Origin of the sequence: Rhodococcus sp. KBS0724 (genome assembly GCF_005938745.2) — a bacterium.
Taxonomy (GTDB): domain Bacteria; phylum Actinomycetota; class Actinomycetes; order Mycobacteriales; family Mycobacteriaceae; genus Rhodococcus_F.
In genome coordinates this window covers 6,624,417-6,650,078 of record NZ_VCBX02000001.1, presented here as the reverse complement: position 1 = coordinate 6,650,078, position 25,662 = coordinate 6,624,417, and the positions used below count along the sequence as shown (strand labels likewise).

Below are 25,662 nucleotides of genomic sequence, written 5' to 3'. Positions count from 1 at the left end.
CTGCATGGCGGAAACGAGTGCGATCGACGAGGCCGAGAGAGCCGGGACAAACCTGCCTGCGGTACCCCAACCACTGCTGACGCCGCTGACGGAAGCTGCGATCTTCCTGGTTTTCACCATCGACGAGGGTGGTGAGCAGGCAGTTCGCGATGTTCTGTCGGATATTTCCGGCCTACAGCGATCCATCGGATTTCGGGTTCCCGCCGGTGGCTTGGCCACTGTGGTCGGCATCGGTTCGGACGCGTGGGACCGACTGTTCGACGGCCCGCGGCCTGCGGAATTGCATCCGTTTATCGAGTTGACCGGTGACAAGCACTACGCCCCGCGCACGCCAGGTGATCTGCTGTTCCACATCCGGGCACGGCAGATGGATCTGTGCTTCGAGTTCGCTTCGGTCGTGACGACGAGGCTGGCCGGGGCAGCGTCCGTGATCGACGAGGTGCACGGATTCAAGTACTTCGAGCAGCGTGACCTGATGGGGTTCGTGGACGGCACCGAGAACCCGTCCGGGCAGGATGCCTACGTCGCGGTCACTGTCGGCGACGAGGATCCGGAGTTTGCGGGTAGCAGCTACGTCATCGTCCAGAAGTATCTTCACGACATGTCGGAGTGGAACGCACTGCCCGTCGAGGAGCAGGAGAACGTCATCGGACGCTCCAAGCTCGAAGACCTCGAGATGGACGACGACACCAAACCTGCCAACGCTCACACCGCCCTCACCGTCATCGAGGACGAATCCGGTGAGCAGATTCAGATTTTGCGTGACAACATGCCGTTCGGTCATGTCGGCTCGGCGGAGATGGGCACGTATTTCATCGGTTACTCGGCGTCGCCGAGGGTCACCGAGCAGATGCTCCGCAACATGTTCATCGGGAATCCCGTCGGCAACTACGACCGCATTCTCGATTTCTCGACTGCCGTCACCGGAATCAATTTCTTCGTTCCGACGGCGGATTTTCTCGACGATCCCCCGGGTCTGCCATCCAGGCTTGTTCCCGAAGCGACGTTCGCAGCGCCCACCTCTGACGGTTCTCTCGGAATCGGCAGCCTCAAAAGGAGTGACCGGCAATGACAAACCTGCACCGCGACCTAGCACCCATTTCGGCAGCAGCCTGGGCCGAGATCGAAGAAGAGGCCAGCCGCACCTTCAAGCGTCACGTCGCCGGCCGCCGGGTTGTCGACGTCGAGGGACCGTCGGGTGACGATCTTGCCTGTGTTGCGTTGGGTCATCAGGTTCCGATCAGTTCGCTTGCTGACGGGGTGATCGCACACGCTCGTCAGTCGCAGCCGATCATCGAACTGCGGGTGCCCTTCACCGTCAGCCGCCAGGCAATCGACGACGTCGAGCGTGGCGCAAAGGATTCGGATTGGCAGCCCGTCAAGGATGCGGCGCAGAAGATCGCGTTTGCCGAGGATCGGGCCGTGTTCGAGGGATACCCGGCGGCAAATATCACGGGTGTGCGCGCGAGTGGTTCCAACCCGGAACTCAAGCTGCCCGCCGACGCCAAGGACTACCCGGAGGCCATCAGCCAGGCCCTCACGGCGTTGCGTCTGGCCGGTGTCAACGGCCCGTATTCGTTGCTGCTCAACGCAGATGCGTTCACGCAGATCAACGAAACCTCCGACCACGGCTACCCGATTCGCGAGCACATCAGGCGGGTACTCGACGGCGACATCATCTGGGCTCCGGCAATCGACGGTGCATTCCTGATGTCCACGCGCGGTGGCGATTACGAGTTGCACATCGGGCAGGATCTGTCGATCGGCTATCTGTCACACGACGCGGAATCGGTGGAACTGTACTTCCAGGAGTCGATGACCTTCCTCATGTACACCAGTGAAGCTGTTGTGTCACTTACGTAAGAGCCTTCGAAATCTCTGATACCACGGCGGGCGAGGCAGTTCGCCGATGCGCTGCAGGTGAGCGACAAACGCTTGGGCATCCGCCTGTGACGACGTCTTGGGTCGCTCGGTTGCCCAGGCTGTGAACAACTCGAGATAACGATCGCCGAGAGTGTGGCGTACCATCGGAAGGTGGTGCGCCACTTCGCCGGCACGCTTGCGGATCAGGGCCGCTGAGACAACAGCAGCGTCCTCGGTGTCGAAACCCGGCGGCAGTTCACCGCCCGCGACCAGGGCACGCACCAGAGCTTCTTGACGTGCTGCGAGGCTGCTCATGTGCGTGACCAGTCAGTGTTCGCGGTGATGCGGCGGAGTCCGGCAGCATCGGATATGGCGTCCAGTTCGCCCAGAAGTTCTTGTGCTGGTGGGTAATTGCCGTCTCGCTCGAGCATGATCGCGGGGTGGTGCCCGGCTGCTGTGAATTGCGCGAGCAGTTCCACGACCTGACGGGGAACGGGATCGGTGTGGGTGTCGTGGTATTTGCCGTCGCGCACACTGCCGCCGGCGATATGGCAATACGCGATGTGCTCCAGTGGTAGTCGGCATAATTCCGACCACGGATCGAGCTTCCGATTGAGCGCGTTTGCGTACACATTCGCGATATCGAGGACCAAGCGAACCCCGGTGCGTTCGATCAGTTCCGCCAGAAACTCACCCTCGGTGAGTTCGTCGTCCGGCCAGTCGAAGAGTGCCGCGATGTTCTCCACCGCGAGTGGTACGGGAAGACTCTCCTGGACTTGGGTGATGTTGCGTGTCAGGACATCGAGGGCCTCGTAGGTCCGGGGAACCGGCAGCAGGTGCCCCGCTTCGATGCCGCCGGCGCGGACAAACGCGATGTGCTCACTGACCATCGGTACGCCGTGCAGCCCAGCTACCTGGGCCAGGTGCTCGACGCGTCGAGGCTCGAGCGGTTCTGCGCCGCCCAGCGACAGGGAAATGCCGTGTGGGATAACCGGAACAGCGAGCCGTTCCAGCTCGGGCGGTAGTGAACTGCCGAGGGATTCGGCGATCACTTCACAGAATGCCAGGTCGTCCAGCTGAGCAATGATCCCGGAGATCTCGGGGCGCCATCCGATTCCCATGCCGCGGAGCGTCATCCCCCGCACCCTCCGCCGCCGCCACATCCGCCGCCACCACCGCAACTACTTCCGCTGCCGTCGCCGCCTCCGCCTCCGCTGCTTCCTCCGTCGGCGCCGATTCCCGCTGCGGACGCCAGGGCCGGATTGATCATGAGGAAAGCGGATCCCGCGAAGAGAGCTGCGGACATGCCGGCCAATCGTGGTCCGTAAGTAGAGAACGCGGGGTTGTGCCGCGGAGCGAGGTAAGCGTGAGATCTGGTCAACGTAGCTCGTGCAGCATTGCCCGACGCGGTGCGATCGAAGGTCAAGCCGAGGACCGGGATCATGAAGCCGGTAGCCAACACGGCGAGAATCAAGAACTCGAAAGGCTTGTCGTTCAGTACTCCGAACACGATTCGCACAATGCCGATTGCCGCCAGGATTTTCAGAGGCAGAATGGCGAACCGAATTGATCGCCGAGTATGTGGCTGCGTCAGATATCCCCTGTCTGCCAGTGAGTTCCGCAGCCGCGCCGATTCCACCGTCATTCGCTCGGCCAGCTGGCGTCGACGGTGGGGTGAGGCCAGTTCAGCCAGCTTGTAATAGACCGTGCGGGTGTACCAATCAAGTGTCACGTCACCGGGTCCCAGCGGCCGTAGAACCGCGCCGTCGATCGTGATCAGGTCGGCGCTGCGCAGGATCGCCAATGATGCTGCGATAGCGCGGGCCTCACTGGTGAGCATGCCGACTTCGGGTGGAGTGAGCTGATCGATGAACTCGACGGAAACCTGACGCGATCGAAGCGTCAAGCGCCACAAGAAAATCAGAATCATCAGAGTGATCGCGACAATGATGTAGCCGTACAGGAAGTCTCGGCTGGGGATTCCCCAGGTGTCGGCAGCGTGGGCGTTCATCCTCCACACCCCCCACCGCCGCCGCAACTACTACTGCCACCGCCACTGCCGCCATCCGAACTCGAGGACGAGCCGCAACTGTGGGAACCCCCAGCGCCGCCCGGACTGTATGCGGCGCCGGCCGCAACAGCTCCTGCCAACGCCGGGTCGATCAGAACCAGTGCGCCGGAACCGAACAGAGCTGCCGACAACCCGGCGAGAGATGGGCCGTAGCTGGTGAACGACGGCCGCAGTTTCGGTGAGAGATACGAGTTCTCGTGCTTGAGTCGGCGCAACTCGCTCTCGCCCAACGCCGTGAGTCGACGATTGATGCGTAGCAACGGAATCAGTGCTGCAAGCGCGATGATTGTCAGGAGCAGGAATCCGACGGGCTTGCCACCGGCCAGGCCGAAGATCAACCGGACGACGCCGATACCGATGACCGCGACCAGTGGGGCGGTCCGCAAGCGTGCGGCGACGCCATGCTGCGGGCGCTGAAGGTACCCGGCATTGATCAGTGACGTACGGAGTTGGGCGAGGGCGATGTTCATCCGCCCGAGCAGGCGCACTTGGCGTAGCGGTACCTTGCCGCGGCCGAGCCGCTCGTGGAGAGTGCGGGTAAACCAGTCCAAGCGACTCTTGTCCGCTTGGTTCAGTTCTCGCCTGGCCTTCCCGGCGCTGGTGATCATGTCGGCGCTGCGCAGAATTGCCATCGACGCGAGGACTGCCTGGTAGTCGCTGGTCAGGGCGCCGACTTCGGGTGGTGTCAGAGGCGCACGGACGGCGTCCACAACTGTTGGTGATCGCCGGGCCAGGATTCGGCTGTAGAGAGAAAGTCCAACAGCGACTGCAGCGGCGACGAGGTACCACTGCAGGAAGGTCTGGCTGGGGATTCCCCAGGTGTCGGCTGCGTAGGTGCTCATCCTCCCCACCCCCCGCTGTCGGTCAGGATGCCCATTTCTGCCGGTGTCAGTGGGCGTGCGATCGCCAATGCGCCGTGAGTTGCGGCGACGTATCGCGCGCGGCAGGGTTCAGTGGAAAATCCCCGCTTGTCCGTATGGTTATTCATTGCGCTCCACCTTTCAACGTCCTTGTCCTACAACTGATGTCAGTATCGGGGCACGTTGCGAGAAAGCGATATCGGGGAGTCGATCGTCACCATTCTGTTACCGTCGAACTGGCGTTTTACCGGCCGGTAGGTCGGAGAACGATCTCCGTGGGGTGAGCGTCGGCGGGAGTTTCGACGGCGGTGCGAACGGCTCGTGCCACGGTGGAGGCCTTCAGGAAGTTACTCGGGTCGTAGCTCCCTCCCTCCTCGGCGACAATGTCGCGCTGCATATCGGTGTCGATTCGGCCGGGGTGAATCGACGTCACGCGCAGCGACGGTTCTTCGAGCCGCAATGCGTCGCCGAACGCCCGGAGCGCAAACTTGCTGGCTGCATACGATCCCCAGCCCGCGTTGGCGCGCAGTCCGGCGCCGGAGTTGATGAGTACGACGTGACCGCTGCCGGCGCGCAGAGCGGGGAGCAGTACGCGAGTCAGTTCGGCTACGGCGATGACATTTGCCTCGAACGTGCGCCGCCATTGGTCGACGGAGGATCCCTCGATGGTCCCGAGATCTGCGATACCGGCATTGTGGACCAGGACATTCAGCTGATTCGTGGGAACGGATGCTGCGACGGCGTCGTAGTCGGTGAGGTCGACGGGCCACGGTGTGGAACCGGGTAGTTCGGCGGAGATCGCCTCGAGGGAGGCCTCAGAACGGGCACCGAGTACCAGGTCGTGTGTCGGTGCGAGTTCGCGCGCTATGGCAGCTCCGAGGCCGCGGCTGGAACCGGTGATCAAGGCAGTAGGACGCATGGGCCGAGCTTAACGACTCCTATTTGTTCGGGTACCCGAACTTGTGTCTTTGACACGCCTGATACTAGAGTTTGAATATGACGACACGCGACGCGAAAAGCTTCCGCCGCCTGGGGATTGTTGCTCTGGCGGCAATGGTCCTTGCGGGATGTTCCGCGGTGAACTCCGCCGACGATGACCGCCCGGTAGTACTCACCACGTTCACGGTTTTGTCGGATATCGCGCAGAACGTCGCGGGTGACAACCTTCGCGTCGAGTCGATCACCAAGGCTGGAGCTGAGATCCACGGATACGAGCCGACTCCCGGTGATATCCGTCGTGCGAACCAGGCCGATTTGATCCTCGACAACGGGATGAACCTCGAAGCCTGGTTCGCCAAGTTCGTCAACGGCATGGACGTTCCGCACGTCGTGGTGAGTGAGGGCGTCGAAGGAATTCCCATCGCCGGCGACGCCTATGCGGGCAAGCCCAATCCGCATGCGTGGATGTCGCCGTTGAATACTCAGATCTACGTCGACAACATGGTGGCGGCGTTCAGCGATCTTGATCCCGACAACGCCGCGGCGTTTGCGGAGAACGGGGCGAAGTACAAGGCGGAACTCCAATCGGTACAGGATCGCCTGGTGAGCGGCCTGGCGACGCTGCCTGCAGGTCAACGCGCGCTGGTGAGCTGCGAGGGCGCGTTCTCCTACCTCACCCGCGACGCCGGGCTCAGTGAGGCATACATCTGGCCCGTCAACGCCGAGCAGCAAGCCACCCCGCAGCAGATCATCGCGGCCATCGACTTCGTTCGAGCGAACGCCGTTCCCGCGGTGTTCTGCGAGTCGACGGTCTCGGACGCCCCGATGCAGCAGGTTGTCGGCGCAACGGGAGCAAAATTCGGTGGCACGCTGTACGTCGACTCGCTGTCCGAAGCAGATGGCCCGGTTCCCACGTACCTGGACATGATTCGCCACGACACCGACGTCATCCTCGGCGGCCTCACCGGAGGTACATCATGAGCGAAGCGATCCGCGTCGAGAACGTCAGCGTCCACTACGGCGACGTGCAAGCGCTCGAGCACGTCGACTTGACGTTGAACACGGGCAGCGTGTGCGGTCTGATCGGGATGAACGGCTCGGGGAAGTCGACGTTGTTCAAGGTGATCATGGGAATGATCAAGCCGGACAACGGCTCTGTGCGTATCGCGGGTATCGAGGCGGTGACGGCCCGCAAGAAGGGGTACGTCGGATACGTTCCGCAGAGCGAGGACGTCGACTGGAGTTTTCCGATCAGTGTTCGCGACGTCGTGATGATGGGCCGGTACGGGCACATGGGGTTCACCCGGCGTCCCCGGCGCGCTGATCGAGATGCCGTTGCCCACGCTCTGGAGCGAGTGCAACTGACGGAGTTCGCGGACCGTCAGATCGGGCAGTTGTCGGGTGGACAGAAGAAGCGCGCATTCGTTGCCCGCGGCATCGCTCAGGATGCATCGATCCTGTTGCTGGACGAGCCTTTTGCCGGCGTCGACAAGCGTTCCGAGGCAACTATTTCCACACTACTGCGGGAGTTGGCTGCCGACGGCCGGTCGATTCTGGTCTCGACGCACGACCTCCATGCGGTTCCGAAACTGTGTGACGAAGCGGTACTCCTCATGCGCAAGGTGCTGGTCCATTCCGACCCGGATACCGTGCTTCGGCCCGAGAACCTCGCCCTCGCCTTCGGCCTCGACGTGATGGGCAGGACCTGATCGATGAACATCGTGGAACTACTGCTCGATCCGCTCGAATACGGATTCATGGTGCGTGCCTTGGCTGTTGCCGTGGTGGCCGCCGTGGTGTGCGGCGTGCTCAGTTGCTGGTTGGTGCTCATCGGGTGGTCTCTCATGGGTGACGCCGTGTCGCACGCCGTTCTGCCGGGAGTGGTCCTGGCGTACGTCGTCGGAGCGCCGTTTGCGATCGGTGCTCTGATCTTCGGGTTGATCGCTGTCGCGTTGATCGGGTTGATACGCAACACCAGTCGAGTCAAGGAAGACGCCGCGATCGGGATCGTCTTCACCACCCTCTTTGCCTTCGGGCTGGTGTTGATCTCGGTCACGCCGAGTCAGACGGACCTCAATCACATCATCTTTGGCAACCTGCTCGGCGTGAGTTCGTCGGATCTTCTTCAGGTGGCCGTGCTCGGCGCGTTGGCGCTTGGTGTCCTACTGGTCAAACGACGCGATCTCACGCTGTTTGCCTTCGATCCCGTCCACGCCAACGCAATCGGGCTCTCACCCAAGCGGCTCAGCGCGTTGCTCTTGGGAGTTCTCGCGCTCACCGCCGTGGTCGCGCTGCAGGCCGTCGGCGTCGTGCTCGTGGTTGCCATGCTGATCATTCCCGGCGCAACGGCTTACCTTCTGACCGACAGGTTTTCGCGGATGTTGGTGATCGCGCCTGCCATCTCGGCAATGTGCGCGATCACCGGCATCTACATCAGCTACTACCTCGATACCGCGTCCGGCGGCATGGTGGTGATGACGCAAGGGATCGTCTTCATGCTGGTCTATCTCTTCAGCCCCAGCCACGGCGTTCTGGCCAAGTGGGTCATGCAGCGGCGCAGGCGATCGCTCAGTGCGACTGAAGGCGCCCGTCGATCATCTCCAGAACTCGGTCGCAGTGACGAAGCACTTCATGATCGTGGGTGACCATGACGGTGGCGACACCGCTCGTATGAGTTTCGCGCGCCAGTAGTTCGACGATGTCGTGACTGCGTTGCCGATCGAGCGCTGCCGTGGGTTCATCCACCAGCAAGACGGAGGGATCACTGATCAGGGCGCGCGCAATCCCCACTCGCTGACGCTCACCACCGGACAGTTGACCCGGTCGTTTGTTCGCGCGGTGGGTCATCCCGACGGCCTCGAGCAGCTCAGCCGGTGTCTTCGATCCTTTTCGGCCGGTGATCTTCTCGACCAGGCGCAACTGATCGGTCGCGGTCAAAGCCGGGATGAGATTGCCGGATTGGAACACGAATCCGATGTTGTCGCGGCGGAACTCGGCCAGTTTCTTCTTGGACAGGCCAGTGATGGTGGTGCCGTTCACGCTCACAGTGCCGCCCGTCGGAGTTGTCAGTCCCCCGGCAACGGCAAGCAGACTGGATTTGCCTGCACCGGACGGTCCGACGACGGCAACGATCTCGCCGGGCAGCACCCGTAGGTCCACGTTGTCGAGTGCCGTGACGCTGTTGTCGCCGTCGCCGAAACAGAGCTGCGCCGCAGCAAGATTCAATCCGAGCGTGGTAGTTGTGACGGTCATCGGTTTTCTCCTAGCGCGGCAAGGGGGTCCACAGACGAGATACGGGCGATCGCAACGACGGCACCGGCCAGGCCGAGGACGGTGAGCAGAACTGCGCCGCTCAGGACAGGACCCGCCTCGAGCGCAAACGGCATCCCCGATCCGGTGAGGAGGCTACCGAGACCCAAACCTAGGACCACGCCGGTCGATACGGATGCAACGAGGACGATCACAGCCTGCATCAGACCGTCGCGCAGCAGAAATCCGGTAGATGCACCCATAGCGCGCATGACTGCGATTTCACGGCTGCGCTGCACCGTCCAGATGGTGAAGAACGCACCGACCACCAAGGCTGAGATTGCGTACAGGAAGGCCTTGATCATTGTCATCGTCATCATCTCGGCGCTGTAACCCGGTGAGGATTCGAAAGATTCGGTCAACGTCTTCGACGCGGTTCCCGCAGCAATGTCGCCGGCACTCAGGTCGGGAAGCGCTCCGTCGATGCCCTGGATGGCGATAACACTGCCCTCGTTGTATGCGTCGGCGCGCGGCGCTTCACCTGCCTTTGTTCCGGCATGGATCTGTTGCCAGGTTCTCAGCGGAACATACGCGACGTCGACGTGACCGAAAGTTCTTTGGTCACTGGTGAATCCGACGACAGTCAGATCCGTGCCGAGACGGTCGACGGTCACGGTATCGCCGAGTTCCACACCCTCGTTGCGGGCGCTGTTACTGACGATGACGGTGTTGTCGCCGGTCAGTGCCGTACCTTCCGCAGCCGGCGGTTCCAGGAACGAGCCTGGCTCGATCCCGAAGAGTGTGAGATCGACGGGAGTGCCGTTCTGGGTCTTTGCATTCACGATCATGTTCCCGAACAGGGCCGCATTGGCTACGTCCGGCCGCTCACGCCAGGCCTGTGCCTGCTCTTCGGTGACCACCGAACGGCTGAATGCGGAATCGGATTTGGTGCCTTCGGCAAAGGCAAAGGCTTGCGCCGGTGTGCGTTGCAGGCCGGATACGCCGTCGTTGACGAGGCCGGAAGACAGTCCGGCCATGATCACCATCAGGATCGAGATGAGGGCGATCACCGCTCCCATCAGCAAAAATCGATTTCGCGCGAACAGCAGTTCGCGCACGGCCAGAAACATGATGCCTCCGAAGTGTGTGCCGGCGGCATGGCCGACGGTGATTACGACTAGTACGACGCTGTGTCGTAATCATATCGACACCCTGTCGGGAACATGTCGACGGGGTGTCGGTAAGTGTCGTGAACAGCGTCAGATCAGCGCATATACCGTCGCCGGTGATCCCGAACCGCCCCGATTGACAGTGCCTCCCACCAGCACGTGCGCACCGGTGACGGGGAGCGCACTCAGGTTGGCTAGATTCTCCAGACTGATGCGGTGGGCGCCGTACAGCAGGGTCGAGACTGTATAGCGCTCGTCGCTCCCGGCGTCGGGTCCGAAGGTGTCGGTACCAAGGGCGCCTCGCCGGCCCAACCGCCCGGAATCCAAGAGCCATTGAACGGCGTCGACGCCGAAGCCTGGTTGATGCATGCCGGAGCCGTCGATGTTCGCGTACAGATCTGTGCCCCAACGGGACTCCCAGCCGGTCCACAAGATCACCGCTGCGCCGTCCGGTATCCGTCCGTGCCGAGATTCCCATTCGACCAGATCGTCAATCGTGAGAATGTAGTCGGGATTCTGGGCAGACTTCTCCCGGATATCGATCTTCACTGCGGGCAGGTACAGGTCAGCAGCATCCAATTGATCTGCGGTCAGTCCGCCGAGTTCGAAATGTGCCGGTGCGCCCCAATGTGTTCCGGTGTGTTCACCCTGCTTGACGTACTGCAGGTAATAGCCGTCAGCTTCGACGGTGGTCGCGGTTTCGAGAGTGAACTCCGGGTCGCCGGGAAATATCGGCGTGGATGCGGGGTCGTTGACGTGGGAGAGCGACACGATGCGATGTGGTGTGTCGCGATCTGATGTGTCAATGCCGTTGTTCGGCAGCGATTCCCAGGAGGACCATCGGACGTCGCGTACCGCGATCACCTGGCCGTTCGGGCGGGTGTCAACATATTGAGGGTATTTCAAAGCCAGAGCGTCGATCGCGCTCTCCGCCTCGTCGGTTCCCGGTTCCAAAATTTCGGCATCACCATCCGCGCGTACCCACCACAGCTGCGACCAGTCGTCGTCGTAACGATCGACCAGCAGGCTGACGTGGCCCGTCGCGGCAATATTTTTCAGCCGTCGAAGTGCGGTTGTGGTTTTCGGCTTGTGGTCGACGCACGAGTAGACGGTGCTGCCGACAACAACAAACACGAGCGGCACGATGTGGGGAACGCCGTTGGTATCAGCGGTCGCCAGTCGTGCCACTCGTGCTGTGGAGAATCGTGCTCGCGGATCGTCCATAACTACAGCGTAAGTGGATCAGGGGTTGCCGCGAGCCGCTGCTGACGGAACAGTGGACCCATGGAGAACAGTGGACCCATGGAACCGGATGAAGCGCTTCGGGAGATCGCCTACTGGCTCGAACGATCGCGTGCCGAAACGCACCGAGTGAAGGCATACCGGCGAGCCGCTGAGGTCTTCACAGGGCTGTCGGACGACGAGAAGGAATCGCGCCGCAAGGCCGACAGTTGGAAAGCCCTCACCGGTATCGGGCCCAAAACGGCGACGATCATCGCCCAGTCGTACGACGGTGTGCCCGAGTACCTCGCCGAGTTGCGGGGGCAGGCGAAACCTATTGGCGACGGTCCACTGCGGCAGGCTTTGCGCGGCGACCTGCACACCCACTCCGACTGGTCCGACGGCGGCAGCCCGATCGAGGAGATGATGCGCCGAGCTGCCGCATTGGGCCACGACTACTGCGCGCTCACCGACCACTCACCACGACTGACGGTCGCCAACGGACTGTCCGCCGATCGTTTGCGAGCTCAACTCGACGTCATTGCCGGATTGAACGCGGAACTGGCGCCCTTCCGCATCCTCACGGGAATCGAGGTCGACATCCTCGAAGACGGCTCCCTCGATCAGGACCCGGATTTGCTCGACGAACTCGACATCGTTGTGGCGAGCGTGCATTCCAAGCTGCGGTCCGAACGCGAAGCCATGACGCGCAGAATGCTTGCCGCGGTGCGTAATCCGCGGGTAGATATTCTCGGCCACTGCACCGGGCGTCTAGTCGAGGGTGCTCGCGGAACCCGTCCCGAGTCGCAGTTCGACGCCGAGAAAGTCTTCGAGGCTTGCCGGGAATCCGGTACAGCTGTGGAGATCAACTCTCGACCGGAGCGTCGTGACCCGCCTTCGCGTTTGATCGAGTTGGCCCTCGATCTCGACTGCATGTTCTCTATCGACACCGACGCCCATGCTCCGGGCCAATTGGCCTGGCAGGGTTACGGTTGCGAGCGCGCAGAGAAGTGCGGCGTCGACGCCGATCGGGTGATAAACACCTGGACGGCCGACGCGCTCCTCGAATGGGCAGGCAACTAGCTCCGCAGTGTGGTGCGGCGGGGCCGTTGTTTCGGGTCGATGCTTGGTGGTGGGATGAACCAGGGTTTGTGATCGTCACCCATTTTGATTTCCCAGCGTCCGACGAATCCCGTTTTGCGGTGCATCAGGGTGTGATGGTGCCGGCAGAGCAGCGCGAGGTTGTCCATCACAGTCGGTCCGCCCTTTGACCACGGTTTTATGTGGTGGGCGTCGCACCAGGCTGGGACGGCGTCGCAGGTGGGGAAGGCGCAGCCTTTGTCTCGAGCGATAAGCGCGGTGCGTTGGGCCGCGGTGACGAGGCGTTTGGTGGGGCTGACGTCGAGGGGTGCTCCGCTGCCGTCGAGTAGCACCATGGAGAGGATGCAGTCACACGCCAGCATTTGGGTGCGGCTGATACTCAACGGTCCGAGCCAGGGCATGTGCCCTACATCGAGGTCGTCGTAGTCGAGGACGGGATCAGTGTCGCCGGATGTTGCCTTGGTGGCGCATTTGTGATGCTCCGCAAGATCCTTGGCAGCGATATGCACATTCAGGTGCGGACGTTGCCCACCGTCAACGCCGGTAGCGGCGTTGTCGAGGTAGCGACGGATAAGTTCGGTGAGGGCGTCGGCGGTGCGTTTGGCGGCTGATCGCTGATCAGGCGTCCCGTCGGTGGCCGGTCTGGGCATCGACAATCCTGAGAGCGCAGATAGCAGCATTTCGCCAGTGAGTGCGTCGAAATCGCCTTTGATCACGACCCGCCCGTTGAGTGTCGGTGCGATGCGCAGTTCGTTGCGATCGGTGTCTTCAGCGGGCGGAATATCTTCCGATTCGAAGATCCGCTCGAGAAAAGCTATGGCGTAGCGCAGTTTGGTAGTTGTGGCTTCGATGCCGGAAGCTGCAGCGAGCAGTGTTTTCAGGCAGTGTGGTAACGCGTTCTCCGGCATCCCTTTTGGGGGAGATTCGCAAAATGCCACGATCAACGCGGCGTGTTCGAAGGACAGGTCCCCGGCGTCGAATTGGGCGGTAATTTCGGGGAACGCCCGCAATGCCTTACCCAGGGCCGCGATACGATTCCCGGCAGCGTTCTGAAGCATGGTGTTGGCCACCAACCATCGACCTACGCCTCGATAACACAGCACTTGCTCATCAGGTTGAAGTGCCAATTCGTCAACAGCGGCGACTCGGATCGCTTCCAGGCGAAGGATTTCCGCGGAGGTAATGATTGCAACAGCACGCACTTCGACGCGCGAGAGCTTCCACAGCCGTTGCCGAATGCCTCCGGCAGGACCGTTGACAACAGCAGCGGTAGCGTCACTACATGTATCCGAACTGAAAGTGCTTGTTGTCATCGAGAACCCCTCCCCTGGTTCTATTGTACTCGAACATCTATTCGAGTCAAGGAAAACTTCTGGGTCCGTGAGACTTTCGCGTCGAACGGAATGTTATGGGTCTACAGCATCAGGGCGGGGTCAGTGGTTAGTTCGATGTTGAGCCACGGTTCGTACGGCACGTCAGCGAGGTGTTTGGCGAATGTGCGTCGGACCGCGTCTTCGTCGTCGATCTCCCACGTGTGGGGAGGGACCATGAACATTGCTTCGATGTACAGCTTGCGGCCGACCTTGCTCATCGTCAGGGCTGGTTCATCCAAATCGAACTCATCGCGAACAGCCGCGATTGCGTCGTGAACATGCGCCTGGACCTGTTGGCTCGGAGCACCTTCGAGCAGTTCCACCAAAGCAGTTCGCAACAGCGCCAAGGGTTGTGGGACCAGCATCGCACAGCCGATCAGGACGAGCACCGAGTCGACATATCGATCGGCGTCGGAGAAATCGGTGCGCCCCAGGATCATTGCAACAACAGCGCCGACGGTGACCAACGCGCTGAAGGCGGCCGACGCGCCCCACTGTCTGGCTTCGGCAACCAGGAGATCCGACGTGCGGTCGGCCTTACCGACATAACGCCAGATCGCGACCGACACGGCCGCACTGATCGCGCCGTATGCTGCGAGAGACCCGGGGGTGACATCGGCTCCACCGGCCAGAATGACCCGAACAGCCTCCACTCCGGCGTACGCGAGCGTTGCCAACAACGCCATGCCCTGAATTGCGATCACCACTGGAATCAGAGCTTCCTTGCCGAACGGAAAACGCGCCGTCGGGCCTGAATCCGCGATCCGGGAGACGCGCAGCGACATCCAGGTAAGAACCATGCCGATCAGTGCATACACACCGTCGAGCAGAATCACCTGAGACTGCGAAATCCATCCCCACACCGCGGCCATCACTGCCAAGGCTGTCGCAACCATCAGCGAGTACCGCAAGGTCTTGCGCTCGCGCTCCGCTGACTCTTCTTTGATGCCCATGAACCGCAACCGCCTTGTCAGATTTGTAACTTCTTCCCGTAGGAATACCAGCAAAGTGGTCGCAAGAAGGACTCACCGCGCCACTCCGATGAGCGCCGAAGCCGTATTCGACGCAAAATAGACTTCTATGGCCGACCGTGGATTCACCCCGACACAGCTCGCCGCCCGAGCCGCATATCTGCTGCGCGGTAATGATCTGGGCACGATGACTAGCGCTGCTCCCAAGCTTTATCCACATATGTGGAGTTGGGACGCGGCGTTTGTTGCTGTCGGATTAGCGCCGTTGAGTGTTGAACGAGCCGTCGTCGAACTCGATACCCTGCTCGACGCGCAGTGGAAAAACGGAATGATCCCGCACATCGTTTTTGCCAACGGCGTCGACGGCTATTTTCCCGGCCCGACGCGTTGGGACGTCAATGCCTTGGCTGCACATGCGCCGGTAGGCACGGCGACGTCCGGGATTACCCAGCCGCCGGTGCACGCGATTGCCGTACAACGAATCCTCGACCACTCGCGACGTCACGGTCGTACGACCCGAGCGATTGCCGAGGAGTTCTTGGATCGACGGTGGAACGATCTGGTTCGGTGGCATCGCTGGCTTGCCGAGGCGCGAGATCTCGACGGTAATGGTCGGATAGCGCTCTACCACGGTTGGGAATCGGGGATGGACAACTCTCCACGTTGGGACGCGGCGTACGGGAATGTTGTTGCGGGACAGGTTCCTGCGTACCAGCGAGCTGACCTTGCTGTCGTGACGGATCTGACGCAGCGTCCCAAGGATCACGAATACGATCGCTATCTGTGGCTGCTCGAAGAAATGAAATCGGTCCGCTACGACGACCAACAGCTTTCTACCGCAATGAGTTTTGCAGTCGAGGACGTATTTGTCTCAGCTGTCTTCTCCATGGCGTGCGATGTCCTGGCGACTATCGGCGAAGAGCATTCGAGACCGAACTCCGATGTGCGAGATCTGCGTGGTTGGGCAGATCGGTTCCGTCGAGGTGTCATAGCAACGACTGACGAAAGAACTGGCGCTGCAAAGGATTTTGATCTCCGAACCGGGCGTTGGGTGAATACCGAGACTATCGCGATGTTTGCGCCGTTACTGTGTGGTGGGCTCAGCCGCGATGCCGAACGTGCGCTGTTGCGAACATTCGAGGGTCCGAAGTTCTGTGGGCATCCGGATATGAGATTTGCCGTCCCGCCGTCTACTTCTCCGGTGTCCGGTGATTTCCGTCCGCGTGAGTACTGGCGTGGACCTGTCTGGCCGGTGATCACATGGCTGTTCTCGTGGGCCTTTGCGCGTCGTGGATGGGCTGAACGATCGTATGTTCTCCGGGCCGAGGGGCTTAGGCAGGCCAGTGACGGTAGTTTTGCCGAGTATTACGAACCCTTTACAGGTGAACCGTTGGGCAGCATGCAGCAATCCTGGACAGCGGCAGCGGTTCTCGATTGGTTGGGATGACCAAAGTCTGAATAGTTGGTGAAACAACAGACAAATCCGGCGGCAGTCCCTACGCTCGGGGAATGGCCGAGCGACGCTGCGTCAGGACCTTAGGCAAACTAACCCCGATCGTGATGGCTGCCGCCGTTGCATTGACGGCCCCTGGTCTCGCTTCGGCGGATGCTCCCCGCGGGCCGGACGTTTCGTCCTGGCAGCATGTGGATGGAACCGGAATCGACTGGTTCCAGGTGCGGGCGTCGGGGCACGAGTTCGCGATGGTCAAAGCGACGGAGTCACTGAACTACGTAAATCCGTATTTCGTTCAGGATTGTCTACGCATGCGTGTTGCGGAACTTGTCAAGGCGTCTGAGTCCAATAGGTGTTAAGCCGCTGCGGTTTCGGAGTCCTTTGCGTCCTCGGATTCGGCGGCTGGTCGGTTGATCCAGACGTTGTCGGGTAGGTCGAGGATCTTCGGCGCGGCTGTGGTGCCGAAACGGTAAGGGTGTTGCTCGCGGGCCGCGGCGAGGACACTTCTTCGGTCAGCGGCCTTGCCGGCCGCGAGTCCGAAGTGAACGTCTGCGGGAGTATGCAGGCCGATCCCGGTGTGCCGATGCTCATGGTTGTACCAGTTGGTGAAGCTTTCCATGAATTCCCTTGCTGCAAAAAGTGATCCGAACCGATCAGGAAACTCCGGCCCGTACTTCAGCGTCTTGAACAACGACTCCGAGAATGGATTATCATTCGATACTCGCGGACGTGAGTGTGAACGTGTCACTTCCAGATCTGCGAGGAGCGTCGCGACGGTCTTGCTGGTCATCGATGTTCCGCGGTCGGCGTGGACCACGTTCGGAATGCCATGCACCGCGAAGATCTGTTCCATCAATTCCCGTGCCAGCAAACCGGATTCGTGCGTGTGAACATGGACGCCGACAATGTAGCGCGAGTAGATGTCGATCATCACGTACGCATCGAAGTACTGACCTTTCACCGGACCGGCGAGCTTGGTGATGTCCCACGAATACACCTGCCTGGCCGCAGTCGCGACCAGTTCCGGACACGCCTTCGCCGGGTGCCGCGCGAGCCGTCTACGCTCGGAGACCTGCGCATTCTCACGCAGGATTCGGTACATCGTGGACACCGAACACAGATACGTCCCTTCGTCGAGGAGTTGAGCGAATATCTCCAGCGGAGCCTGGTCGACGAATCGATCGCAATTGAGGACGTCAAGGACGCGACGTCGTTCGAGGTCACTGAGTTTGTTCACCGGTGCCGGGCGGGCCACAGCCGGCGGTGTGGGCAATCGTGCTGCGGTGCGGCGTCTGGTTGCTGTCGAGCGGACGAGACCAGTCAGCGTGCTCGCCGCCCGGGTACCGACACCGGCAGCGGTGAGTTCGGACCAGGCAGCGGTCATCGTTTGTTGTTCGTCTCGCCCGAATCCGCTCCCTCGGAGAGACTTTCCAAGAGAGCGTGTGCTTTTCCCATGATGTCCAGTGCGGCTTCGGTGGTGGTCAGTCGCTTGTTTGCCCGGGCAAGTTCGCGGGTCAGTCTCGCGATTTCGGCTTGTTCGGAAGTCAGTTTGCCGACCTTTTCACCAAGTTTCTTACCTTGGAGTACTCCGGCATCGCGTTGCTTGCGCCATTCGCTGATCAGCGATGAGTACAGACCCTCCCGTCGCAGATACGCGCCGCCGCCGCCGTGTTCGCAGGCCTGTTCGTACGCCGTGAGGTGCGCGATCTTGTCCGCGGTGGTGAAGGTGCGGCGCCGGCGAGGGCCGTCGGCTCTGGGATGTGCTGGATCCATCGGTTCATTGTGGTCTGTGATCGCTGGAGCGGTCATGTTCGGTCGATCCGTATCTCGCCCTGCATCAGGTGGGGTTGCTGTGAACCAGTGGACTCAACTCATGCTGACACGCAGGGTTGCGGGCGTTGCGCGCGGTGCCTATCACTACGCGGACGTGCGCCAGTCCCCGGAAGCTCAGGCGGCGTTCTACGCGGCTATGGTCCTCGGTATCAACGGTCCTGGTGATTTGCCTCCCGTCCTCGATCTCGAAGACTCGAAAGGCTTGCCGGCAGCGCAGGTGATCGACTGGACGCACCGCTACCTGAACACAGTCCAGGCGTTGACCGGACGGCAACCGATCATCTACACGTATCCCAACTTCTGGCGGACGCAGATGGCGAACACCACCGAGTTCAGCCACTACCCGCTCTGGATAGCCGACTACAACGGTCAGAGCGCTCCGGGACCCTTGCCTGGTGGATGGTCGAATTGGACCTTCTGGCAGTACACGAGCACCGGACGCATACCGGGGATCGTCGGTAACACCGACATCAATGTCTACAGCGGTGCGCAGGGTGACTTCGGTCGTTACTCCAACAGCGTGGGGCTCGGCAGCAGCTAGTTTCTGCGGCTGGGCTTGCGCCCCTGTGTTCTTTTCGGGCTCTCTGACCTATTTGGCACCTGAGGGCCCTTTTCTGCGCCCAAACGATGCGTGGTCGATTGGTCCGTATTTAGCTCTTTGGTTACGAGAAATTCAGCGGAACGGTAACCAAAATCGTTGAACGCTCTGCTAGCTAGACGAGGTCAGATGGTAGCTAGGGTGGGAAACAGGCTGAAATCTCATCTGGAAATATTCACAAAACGGACCTAGAGTTTTGTCTTCGTGGATGACTACCGGCTCGCGCGAGTGACGTTTCGGGTCCTCAACTCCGTCTATCGGGGCTTCTCCTCTCTTTGTTACCCACAATCTCGACCGAAATGACCGTGATCGTTCATCTGGTTCTCGCGCGTTCGAACAGCCGAGGAAACAATGGTCGATTGTGTGTATTCCGCGTCGAAGTTCTCTCGCTGTGGCCCACCCAACAGGGACTATGAATTCTGGTCATTTGTCTAGTTCCGTCGCGCGCCCGCGCATTTCGGGGACCCTGTCTATCCAGCCACAACGTCGCTCCGAGTGGCATACGACCTAGTGACGGCCCGTTTTAGTCAGATTGTCCGGTTGGCCAAAACTTCCTAGCGTGCCTTGTTCGATCTCCGAACGAAAGCGTCAATCGGTCTGCTTTGTCCCTATTTCGGTGGGCAAGCTCCCGGTTATCTGTTATCTTGAGCGAGATAACTGGAAGATTGCTCTCGATTTGCACGGATTTCGAGGGCCAAAGTCCTGCACAGGACGGCTCTTCCAACACACAGGTGTTACCCGAAGAGGAGCTCGAATGGCAGGACCGGCAACAGCGTCCGGTATGAGGTCGATCAGCCGAAAACCGGCGCACCGACCCGAACCAACCGATCAAACGGGAGTTCGCGCCATCGCTCTCGCATCTCCGTCCACCGAATATCGATCAGGCACATCCTGGGGAGTAAGAAATGCCTAACGACTTACCGCCGACAAGGTCGGCTATATTCACCGCGGGGCTACCGCCCTGGGTGCGAGCGTGGACGGTGGTGTGGACCACCATCGCGATGATTCTCGGTATCTCCGGGGCGACGGCAGTAGTTGCGTCAGCGCAGCCGGCCGCGACGCTCGGCGGTCCCGTTCAGGCTCAGGCACCGGCTCGCGCCGCTGTGCTGCCTGACGAACAGCCTGCAAAGGGCTGTGCGTTCAGTGCCCCTGGTTCCGGTCCGTTCTCGCAGAACATCTGCTGGATCGATATGTCGACGCTCAATGCGGCCACGGCTGCTTCTGCGGCAGGGCAGTCGATGGAAATCCAGCTCACCGACGGCTACAAGATCAGCTTCAAGGCTTTCCTCACCGACTCGGTAGCGGGTAAGACTCACCAGGGAATCGAAACGAAGGCATTTCCCACGTTGCACTATGCAGCGTTGGGAACTTCCGCGTACACGGGTGTGCCGACGACGATCAAGCCGGCGATCTACCAGACCTCAGCCACCGCTGGTCAGTCCGGTGGAACAGTCTCGCTGAAGAACATCGTGATGACGGGGCCGAATGGCGCCGTCAACAACTACGGGCTCGTAGCAGCCGACGCCGAGTCGACAGACGCGAATATCAATACTACGAACGACCGTGAATTCCTCACTTTCAATTCGGACAAGCCTCTACGTCAGATTGCACGTACCGTCGGTGACGACAGTGATCCTGCCTACCCCGGAGTTCGGGCCTGCGACGGTGGGCTGACGGGTATGCCAGCCACCACTGTGCGATGCGATTCGTGGAACAACGTCAATGGCCAGGGGCGCACGCCCGGAACGCTGGTCGTCGCATCGACTGCTCCGACAAGTTTCGCAGCCACTTTCGGAAATACCGTTCAGGCCACTTCGCGTCAGGGTCTGGCGTTCGGTGTCCTGCTGTCGAAGGTCAAGATCGACAAGGACCTCACGCGCGTCACCCCCGGTGACGATTTCACTATCGGCATGAGCGCCGGTCACTACGCTGACGCGGGTGCCGCTGCAGCGACAGAGATCAAGAGCACCACAACCGGCGCTACTGATACGACGGCATCGACTGGCTGGCGAACGCTCCTCGCGGATACGACACCTACTCCTGTCACGTTCTGGGAGAAGCCCACTACTTCGGCGACCAAGACCGCAAACTACGCGACGTCATGGGATTGCCAGGTAAACGGTGTGGCCCAGACTCTCAAGGTCGGTGACGTTGCGCAGGCAGCACTTACACCGGGTGACAACGTGTACTGCAAGGTCAAGAACACCCCGGTTCTCGTGAAGAAGTCGTCGTCACCACCTACCGGTGAGACGGTCAACATCGGCAACACGATTACCTACACCCTCAACTTCGAGAATCCCGGAACTGCTCCGGCGACGATCGACTACACGGACTACCTCGCCGACGTCATCGATGACGGAACTGCCGCGCTCGGGGCAGCAACCGGCGGACTTACCGTCGCATTGAACGGCACCGACAAGATCAAGGTCGGCGGCACCTTGCCTGCGGGAGGCAAAGGGACAGTCACATACACCGTTACGGTCAAAGACGGTGGAAACAAAGTCCTGAACAACTATCTGGTTCCGGGGACTACAACTCCTCCCACAACATGTGATCCTGCAACTAATCTCTGCACGACACATCCCATGCCTGGTTTCACGCTGACCAAGACGGCGGATCCGGCTTCCGGTTCGACGGTTCAGGCCGGCGACACCATTACGTACACCGTTACCGGTGCAAACACCGGCAAGACGGCTCTAACTCCCGCGACGATCACTGATGATCTGGGCGCTGTTCTCAATAATGCTGCTGTCGTTCCTGGTTCGCTGAAGGCGACCGTCGACGGCGCTCCTGTTGCTGCTCCGACACTGTCGGGCAGCACTTTGTCGTGGTCCGCGAATCTTCAGGCCGGTAAGTCTGTTGTTCTGACTTACCAGGTGAAGGTCAATGCCGGCGTTGCCGCTGGCACGGTTCTGAACAACAAGGTCACCGGTACTGCGAAGCCGCCGACGGGTCCGGACATCACTCCTCCGCCGGTGGAGACGAATCACTCGGTTCCCGGCTTCACCTTGGCGAAGACCGCTGATCCGATTTCCGGTTCGACGGTTCAGGCCGGCGAGTCGATCAAGTACACCGTCACCGGCACCAACACCGGCAAGACGAAGCTCGATCCCGTAAAGATCAATGACGATCTGGGTGCGGTTCTCAATAATGCTGCTGTCGTTCCTGGTTCGCTGAAGGCGACCGTCGACGGTACTCCTGTTGCTGCTCCGACTCTGTCGGGCACCACGCTCTCGTGGACTGGTGTTCTCGAAGCCGGCAAGTCGGTTGTCCTCACCTACGAGGTGAAGGTCAACGACGGCGTTGCCGCCGGCACGGTTCTGAATAACAAGGTCACCGGTACTGCGAAGCCGCCGACGGGTCCGGACATCACTCCTCCGCCGGTGGAGACGAATCACTCTGTTCCAGGTTTCACTGTCGCGAAGACTGCCGATCCGGCCTCGGGTACCGGTGTCAATGCTGGTCAGACGATCACATACACCGTAACGGGCACGAACACCGGTAAGACAACGCTCAATCCTGTTGTGTTGACCGATGATCTGTCGAAGGTTCTCGACAATGCAACCCTCGTGGCCGGGTCGCCTAAGGCGACTGTCGACGGAGCTCCCGGTGCTGTTCCGACCTTGTCGGGCAACACGTTGAGTTGGTCGGGTGTTCTCGAGCAGGGTAAGTCGGTTGTTCTGACGTATCAGGTGAAGGTCAATGCCGGTGTTGCCGGTGGCACGTTGATCAACAACAAGGTCACCGGTACTGCGAAGCCGCCGACGGGTACGGAGATCACTCCTCCGCCGGTCACGACGGAGCATCCGGTTCTGGCACCGAAGATTGCTGTGGTGAAGTCTTCTGATCCGGCTTCGGGAACGAATGTTGTTGCCGGTCAGGACATCAAGTACACGCTCACGTTCTCGAACACCGGTAGCGGTGCGGGTGAGGTTGCGTACTTCGATGATCTGCGTGGTCTGCTCGATGATGCTGATCTGGTTGCGGGCAGCTTGTCTGCGCAGGATCCGTTGGCTGCGGCGATGGTCGGCAGCGATGGTTTCGCGGTGACGGGAACCCTCGCGGCTGGTGAGACGAAGACGGTGACGTACACGGCGAAGATCAAGGCTGACGCCGATCGTGTTGCGGCGAATGCCGACAACACGGTGCTGAACTTCGTTGTTCCGGGTACGACTCCGCCGGTTGATCCTCCGGAGGTGTGTGATCCGGCGACGCAGCTGTGCACGACGCATCCGGTGGTCTCTCCGAAGATTGCTGTGGTGAAGTCTTCTGATCCGGCTTCGGGAACGAATGTTGTTGCCGGTCAGGACATCAAGTACACGCTCACGTTCTCGAACACCGGTAACGGTGCGGGTGAGGTCGCGTACTTCGATGATCTGCGTCAGGTTGTGGACAAGGGTGTTCTGAGTGGTTTGACTGCTCAGGATCCGTTGACTGCGACGATGTCGGGCACTGATGGTTTCTCGGTGACGGGAACATTGGCGGGCGGCGAGAGCAAGACGGTCACGTACACGGTGAAGGTCGATGCCGATGTGGTCGGTGGTGTGTTCGTGAACAACTTCGTTGTTCCGGGTACGACTCCGCCGGTTGATCCTCCGGAGGTGTGTGATCCGGCGACGCAGCTGTGCACGACGCATCCGGTTCAGGTTCCGGGGTTCACGGTCGCGAAGACTGCTGATCCGGTGTCGGGTTCGAATGTTGCTGCTGGTTCGGTGATCACGTACACGGTGACCGGTGCCAATACGGGTAACACGACTCTTGATCCGGTTGTGTTGACCGATGATCTGTCGAAGGTTCTCGACAATGCAACCCTCGTGGCCGGGTCGCCTAAGGCGACTGTCGACGGAGCTCCCGGTGCTGTTCCGACCTTGTCGGGCAACACGTTGAGTTGGTCGGGTGTTCTCGAGCAGGGTAAGTCGGTTGTTCTGACGTATCAGGTGAAGGTCAATGCCGGTGTTGCCGGTGGCACGTTGATCAACAACAAGGTCACCGGTACTGCGAAGCCGCCGACGGGTACGGAGATCACTCCTCCGCCGGTCACGACGGAGCATCCGGTTCTGGCACCGAAGATTGCTGTGGTGAAGTCTTCTGATCCGGCTTCGGGAACGAATGTTGTTGCCGGTCAGGACATCAAGTACACGCTCACGTTCTCGAACACCGGTAACGGTGCGGGTGAGGTCGCGTACTTCGATGATCTGCGTCAGGTTGTGGACAAGGGTGTTCTGAGTGGTTTGACTGCTCAGGATCCGTTGACTGCGACGATGTCGGGCACTGATGGTTTCTCGGTGACGGGAACATTGGCGGGCGGCGAGAGCAAGACGGTCACGTACACGGTGAAGGTCGATGCCGATGTGGTCGGTGGTGTGTTCGTGAACAACTTCGTTGTTCCGGGTACGACTCCGCCGGTTGATCCTCCGGAGGTGTGTGATCCGGCGACGCAGCTGTGCACGACGCATCCGGTTCAGGTTCCGGGGTTCACGGTCGCGAAGACTGCTGATCCGGTGTCGGGTTCGAATGTTGCTGCTGGTTCGGTGATCACGTACACGGTGACCGGTGCCAATACGGGTAACACGACTCTTGATCCGGTTGTGTTGACCGATGATCTGTCGAAGGTTCTCGACAATGCTGCTGTGGTGGATGGTTCGCTGAAGGCAGTAGTCGATGGTGTCGACGGTGCTGCTCCGATTCTCGAGGGCACCACGCTCTCCTGGACTGGTGCACTCGAGGCGGGTAAGTCGGTTGTTCTGACGTATCAGGTGAAGGTCAATGCCGGTGTTGCTGGTGGCACGTTGATCAACAACAAGGTCACCGGTACTGCGAAGCCGCCGACGGGTACGGAGATCACTCCTCCGCCGGTCACGACCGAGCACCCGGTAGATGGCACTCCCGCGATCGAGGTACTGAAGTCCTCTGATCCGTCCACCACGAACCGTGTGGTTGCCGGCCAGGAGATCACGTACACGCTCACGTTCAAGAATGTGGGCACCGCGGATGGTGAGGTCAGCTTCTACGATGATCTGACCGATGTTCTCGACGATGCAGTAATGACGAAGGATCCGGCTACCACTTCCACGCTGGTTGTTTCGGGTGTTGTCGACAATGTCTTCACGGTCACCGGAAAGCTGGTCAAGGGCGATACTGCAACGGTGACGTACACCGTCAAGGTCAATCCCGAGATCGGAACGTTGTCGGGTCCCGGATTCTCGCCGGGTGTCCTGAACAACTACCTGGTGGTTGGTGGCGAGAACCCGCCGGTGCTCTGTGTGCCGGGCGATGCTCTCTGCACCGAGCATCCGGTGGACCCGCCGGAGACCACCACCACGGTGCCGCCGACGACCACCACGACGCCGCCGGTCACGACGGAGCCTTGTGTTCCTCCGACGACGACCACGCGGATGGTTCCGACCACCACGGCTGCGACGACGACGGCTAGCGCGACCACTGCCGGTGACGCTGATGTGACTGGTACGGAGGAATCCACCACTACGGAGGAGACCACCACAGACGAGACCACGACAGAAGAAGAAGTTGTCGCGGAAGAGATTGTGGATCCGTGTGGCGTGACGACGACTACGCCGCCGACGACACCGGTAACGACGGACCCGCCCACTACGACGGTTCCGCCCACGACGGTGCCGGTTACACCGACGATCATCATTCCCCCGATCGTCGTTGTACCTCCGATCGTTATCCCGCCGACGGTTCCGGGCCAGCCGGTTCCGAGCACCGTTCCGGGACAGCCGAAGCCGCCGACAGCAACCCCCGGTCAGCCGGGTCAGCCGAAGCCGACGACGTCTGCTCCCAAGGGTGGAACGATCAACTCGGGTGGCGGCGCTGGTGAGAGTGGCGTGAACACCACGTTGCTTGCAGCGGGTGGACTGGTTCTGCTGCTGGCGCTGGGTACGGGTGTTGTTCTCCTGACGCGTAAGCGTCGCGAGGATGGTGACAACTGATTCTCGTG

22 protein-coding genes and 1 pseudogene are annotated in these 25,662 nt (G+C 60.7%); 10 read left to right on the top strand and 13 right to left on the bottom strand.

Features of this window, described 5'->3' with window-relative positions; translation table 11 throughout:
• Window positions 1-4: 4 nt before the first annotated feature.
• Both FFI94_RS30695 and FFI94_RS30690 read left to right on the top strand, forming a co-directional pair.
• Window positions 5-1,072: a Dyp-type peroxidase gene (locus FFI94_RS30695; RefSeq protein WP_138871153.1), complete on the top strand. Its 1,068-nt coding sequence runs from the start codon at window positions 5-7 to the stop codon at window positions 1,070-1,072.
• Window positions 1,069-1,863, top strand: coding sequence for a family 1 encapsulin nanocompartment shell protein (locus tag FFI94_RS30690; RefSeq protein ID WP_033235271.1), 795 nt, complete (start codon window positions 1,069-1,071; stop codon window positions 1,861-1,863). The genes FFI94_RS30695 and FFI94_RS30690 overlap by 4 nt, the downstream gene beginning before the upstream one ends.
• Here the strand turns inward: FFI94_RS30690 and FFI94_RS30685 are convergent.
• The 6 genes from FFI94_RS30685 to FFI94_RS30665 form a co-directional block, all read right to left on the bottom strand.
• Window positions 1,852-2,178, bottom strand: coding sequence for a hypothetical protein (locus FFI94_RS30685; protein WP_138871152.1), 327 nt, complete (start codon window positions 2,176-2,178; stop codon window positions 1,852-1,854). The two genes, FFI94_RS30690 and FFI94_RS30685, sit on opposite strands and share 12 nt — an antisense overlap.
• On the bottom strand, window positions 2,175-2,999 hold the full coding sequence (locus FFI94_RS30680) for a DUF692 domain-containing protein (RefSeq protein ID WP_138871151.1): 825 nt from the start codon (window positions 2,997-2,999) through the stop codon (window positions 2,175-2,177). The genes FFI94_RS30685 and FFI94_RS30680 overlap by 4 nt, the downstream gene beginning before the upstream one ends.
• Window positions 2,996-3,874: a TIGR04222 domain-containing membrane protein gene (locus FFI94_RS30675; RefSeq protein ID WP_138871150.1), complete on the bottom strand. Its 879-nt coding sequence runs from the start codon at window positions 3,872-3,874 to the stop codon at window positions 2,996-2,998. The genes FFI94_RS30680 and FFI94_RS30675 overlap by 4 nt, the downstream gene beginning before the upstream one ends.
• Window positions 3,871-4,776: a TIGR04222 domain-containing membrane protein gene (locus FFI94_RS30670; RefSeq protein ID WP_138871149.1), complete on the bottom strand. Its 906-nt coding sequence runs from the start codon at window positions 4,774-4,776 to the stop codon at window positions 3,871-3,873. The genes FFI94_RS30675 and FFI94_RS30670 overlap by 4 nt, the downstream gene beginning before the upstream one ends.
• On the bottom strand, window positions 4,773-4,922 hold the full coding sequence (locus FFI94_RS33885; protein WP_185993359.1) for a hypothetical protein: 150 nt from the start codon (window positions 4,920-4,922) through the stop codon (window positions 4,773-4,775). Before FFI94_RS33885 ends, FFI94_RS30670 begins: the two co-directional genes overlap by 4 nt.
• 116 nt (window positions 4,923-5,038) lie before the next feature.
• On the bottom strand, window positions 5,039-5,713 hold the full coding sequence (locus tag FFI94_RS30665; protein WP_138871148.1) for an SDR family oxidoreductase: 675 nt from the start codon (window positions 5,711-5,713) through the stop codon (window positions 5,039-5,041).
• 77 nt (window positions 5,714-5,790) lie between these two features.
• On the opposite strand from FFI94_RS30665, the gene FFI94_RS30660 reads away from it, so the two are divergent.
• From FFI94_RS30660 to FFI94_RS30650, 3 genes are read left to right on the top strand one after another with little or no spacing between them, the layout of a single operon-like run.
• Entirely contained in the window at window positions 5,791-6,714 is a 924-nt protein-coding gene (locus FFI94_RS30660; RefSeq protein WP_138871147.1) for a metal ABC transporter substrate-binding protein, read from the top strand.
• Window positions 6,711-7,442 carry a metal ABC transporter ATP-binding protein gene (locus FFI94_RS30655; RefSeq protein ID WP_138871146.1) on the top strand — a complete coding sequence of 244 codons (732 nt, stop codon included), beginning with the start codon at window positions 6,711-6,713 and terminating at the stop codon, window positions 7,440-7,442. Before FFI94_RS30660 ends, FFI94_RS30655 begins: the two co-directional genes overlap by 4 nt.
• A gap of 3 nt (window positions 7,443-7,445) precedes the next feature.
• Window positions 7,446-8,378: a metal ABC transporter permease gene (locus tag FFI94_RS30650; protein WP_260684444.1), complete on the top strand. Its 933-nt coding sequence runs from the start codon at window positions 7,446-7,448 to the stop codon at window positions 8,376-8,378.
• Here the strand turns inward: FFI94_RS30650 and FFI94_RS30645 are convergent.
• The 4 genes and pseudogenes from FFI94_RS30645 to FFI94_RS34445 form a co-directional block, all read right to left on the bottom strand.
• Window positions 8,302-8,985, bottom strand: a complete 684-nt coding sequence (locus tag FFI94_RS30645) for an ABC transporter ATP-binding protein (protein WP_138871145.1) — start codon at window positions 8,983-8,985, stop codon at window positions 8,302-8,304. The two genes, FFI94_RS30650 and FFI94_RS30645, sit on opposite strands and share 77 nt — an antisense overlap.
• Window positions 8,982-10,112: an ABC transporter permease gene (locus FFI94_RS30640; RefSeq protein ID WP_185993358.1), complete on the bottom strand. Its 1,131-nt coding sequence runs from the start codon at window positions 10,110-10,112 to the stop codon at window positions 8,982-8,984. The genes FFI94_RS30645 and FFI94_RS30640 overlap by 4 nt, the downstream gene beginning before the upstream one ends.
• Before the next feature lie 129 nt (window positions 10,113-10,241).
• Window positions 10,242-10,973 carry a cyclase family protein gene (locus FFI94_RS34450; RefSeq protein ID WP_138873513.1) on the bottom strand — a complete coding sequence of 244 codons (732 nt, stop codon included), beginning with the start codon at window positions 10,971-10,973 and terminating at the stop codon, window positions 10,242-10,244.
• Window positions 10,974-11,375 (bottom strand): annotated as a pseudogene (locus FFI94_RS34445) (TIGR03668 family PPOX class F420-dependent oxidoreductase); the annotation flags it as partial. It abuts the gene before it with no gap.
• A gap of 78 nt (window positions 11,376-11,453) precedes the next feature.
• Here FFI94_RS34445 and FFI94_RS30625 point away from each other — a divergent pair.
• On the top strand, window positions 11,454-12,455 hold the full coding sequence (locus FFI94_RS30625; RefSeq protein WP_138873512.1) for a PHP domain-containing protein: 1,002 nt from the start codon (window positions 11,454-11,456) through the stop codon (window positions 12,453-12,455).
• On the opposite strand, the gene FFI94_RS30620 is transcribed toward FFI94_RS30625, so the two are convergent.
• Both FFI94_RS30620 and FFI94_RS30615 read right to left on the bottom strand, forming a co-directional pair.
• Window positions 12,452-13,786: an HNH endonuclease signature motif containing protein gene (locus FFI94_RS30620; RefSeq protein WP_138871144.1), complete on the bottom strand. Its 1,335-nt coding sequence runs from the start codon at window positions 13,784-13,786 to the stop codon at window positions 12,452-12,454. The two genes, FFI94_RS30625 and FFI94_RS30620, sit on opposite strands and share 4 nt — an antisense overlap.
• 101 nt (window positions 13,787-13,887) lie before the next feature.
• Window positions 13,888-14,799 carry a cation diffusion facilitator family transporter gene (locus tag FFI94_RS30615; RefSeq protein ID WP_138871143.1) on the bottom strand — a complete coding sequence of 304 codons (912 nt, stop codon included), beginning with the start codon at window positions 14,797-14,799 and terminating at the stop codon, window positions 13,888-13,890.
• A gap of 127 nt (window positions 14,800-14,926) precedes the next feature.
• Between FFI94_RS30615 and FFI94_RS30610 the strand changes: the two genes are divergently transcribed.
• Both FFI94_RS30610 and FFI94_RS30605 read left to right on the top strand, forming a co-directional pair.
• Window positions 14,927-16,264, top strand: coding sequence for an amylo-alpha-1,6-glucosidase (locus tag FFI94_RS30610; protein ID WP_138871142.1), 1,338 nt, complete (start codon window positions 14,927-14,929; stop codon window positions 16,262-16,264).
• A gap of 62 nt (window positions 16,265-16,326) precedes the next feature.
• Window positions 16,327-16,629, top strand: coding sequence for a GH25 family lysozyme (locus FFI94_RS30605; protein ID WP_260684443.1), 303 nt, complete (start codon window positions 16,327-16,329; stop codon window positions 16,627-16,629).
• On the opposite strand, the gene FFI94_RS30600 is transcribed toward FFI94_RS30605, so the two are convergent.
• A protein-coding gene (locus FFI94_RS30600; RefSeq protein ID WP_138871141.1) for an IS3 family transposase occupies window positions 16,626-18,043 on the bottom strand; the annotation gives its coding sequence in 2 pieces (ribosomal slippage) (window positions 16,626-17,663 and window positions 17,666-18,043; 1,416 coding nt in all). The two genes, FFI94_RS30605 and FFI94_RS30600, sit on opposite strands and share 4 nt — an antisense overlap.
• Between FFI94_RS30600 and FFI94_RS30595 the strand changes: the two genes are divergently transcribed.
• Together FFI94_RS30595 and FFI94_RS30590 are read left to right on the top strand one after the other, a co-directional pair.
• Entirely contained in the window at window positions 17,964-18,644 is a 681-nt protein-coding gene (locus FFI94_RS30595) for a glycoside hydrolase family 25 protein (RefSeq protein ID WP_397495545.1), read from the top strand. The genes FFI94_RS30600 and FFI94_RS30595 overlap by 80 nt on opposite strands.
• Before the next feature lie 962 nt (window positions 18,645-19,606).
• Window positions 19,607-25,654, top strand: coding sequence for an isopeptide-forming domain-containing fimbrial protein (locus tag FFI94_RS30590; RefSeq protein WP_138871140.1), 6,048 nt, complete (start codon window positions 19,607-19,609; stop codon window positions 25,652-25,654).
• The last annotated feature ends 8 nt before the right edge of the window (window positions 25,655-25,662 follow it).

Bases quoted from the DNA above. Each gene is read 5' to 3' on its own strand.
- FFI94_RS30655 (WP_138871146.1), top strand. From the start codon at position 6,711: ATGAGCGAAGCGATCCGCGTCGAGAACGTCAGCGTCCACTACGGCGAC.
- FFI94_RS30605 (WP_260684443.1), top strand. From the start codon at position 16,327: ATGGCCGAGCGACGCTGCGTCAGGACCTTAGGCAAACTAACCCCGATC.
- FFI94_RS30625 (WP_138873512.1), top strand. From the start codon at position 11,454: ATGGAACCGGATGAAGCGCTTCGGGAGATCGCCTACTGGCTCGAACGA.
- FFI94_RS30645 (WP_138871145.1), bottom strand. From the start codon at position 8,985: ATGACCGTCACAACTACCACGCTCGGATTGAATCTTGCTGCGGCGCAG.
- FFI94_RS30685 (WP_138871152.1), bottom strand. From the start codon at position 2,178: ATGAGCAGCCTCGCAGCACGTCAAGAAGCTCTGGTGCGTGCCCTGGTC.
- FFI94_RS30615 (WP_138871143.1), bottom strand. From the start codon at position 14,799: ATGGGCATCAAAGAAGAGTCAGCGGAGCGCGAGCGCAAGACCTTGCGG.
- FFI94_RS30690 (WP_033235271.1), top strand. From the start codon at position 1,069: ATGACAAACCTGCACCGCGACCTAGCACCCATTTCGGCAGCAGCCTGG.
- FFI94_RS30640 (WP_185993358.1), bottom strand. From the start codon at position 10,112: ATGTTTCTGGCCGTGCGCGAACTGCTGTTCGCGCGAAATCGATTTTTG.
- FFI94_RS30590 (WP_138871140.1), top strand. From the start codon at position 19,607: ATGCCTAACGACTTACCGCCGACAAGGTCGGCTATATTCACCGCGGGG.
- FFI94_RS30620 (WP_138871144.1), bottom strand. From the start codon at position 13,786: ATGACAACAAGCACTTTCAGTTCGGATACATGTAGTGACGCTACCGCT.
- FFI94_RS30675 (WP_138871150.1), bottom strand. From the start codon at position 3,874: ATGAACGCCCACGCTGCCGACACCTGGGGAATCCCCAGCCGAGACTTC.
- FFI94_RS30680 (WP_138871151.1), bottom strand. From the start codon at position 2,999: ATGACGCTCCGCGGCATGGGAATCGGATGGCGCCCCGAGATCTCCGGG.
- FFI94_RS33885 (WP_185993359.1), bottom strand. From the start codon at position 4,922: ATGAATAACCATACGGACAAGCGGGGATTTTCCACTGAACCCTGCCGC.
- FFI94_RS30610 (WP_138871142.1), top strand. From the start codon at position 14,927: ATGGCCGACCGTGGATTCACCCCGACACAGCTCGCCGCCCGAGCCGCA.
- FFI94_RS30665 (WP_138871148.1), bottom strand. From the start codon at position 5,713: ATGCGTCCTACTGCCTTGATCACCGGTTCCAGCCGCGGCCTCGGAGCT.
- FFI94_RS30650 (WP_260684444.1), top strand. From the start codon at position 7,446: ATGAACATCGTGGAACTACTGCTCGATCCGCTCGAATACGGATTCATG.
- FFI94_RS30695 (WP_138871153.1), top strand. From the start codon at position 5: ATGGCGGAAACGAGTGCGATCGACGAGGCCGAGAGAGCCGGGACAAAC.
- FFI94_RS30660 (WP_138871147.1), top strand. From the start codon at position 5,791: ATGACGACACGCGACGCGAAAAGCTTCCGCCGCCTGGGGATTGTTGCT.
- FFI94_RS30670 (WP_138871149.1), bottom strand. From the start codon at position 4,776: ATGAGCACCTACGCAGCCGACACCTGGGGAATCCCCAGCCAGACCTTC.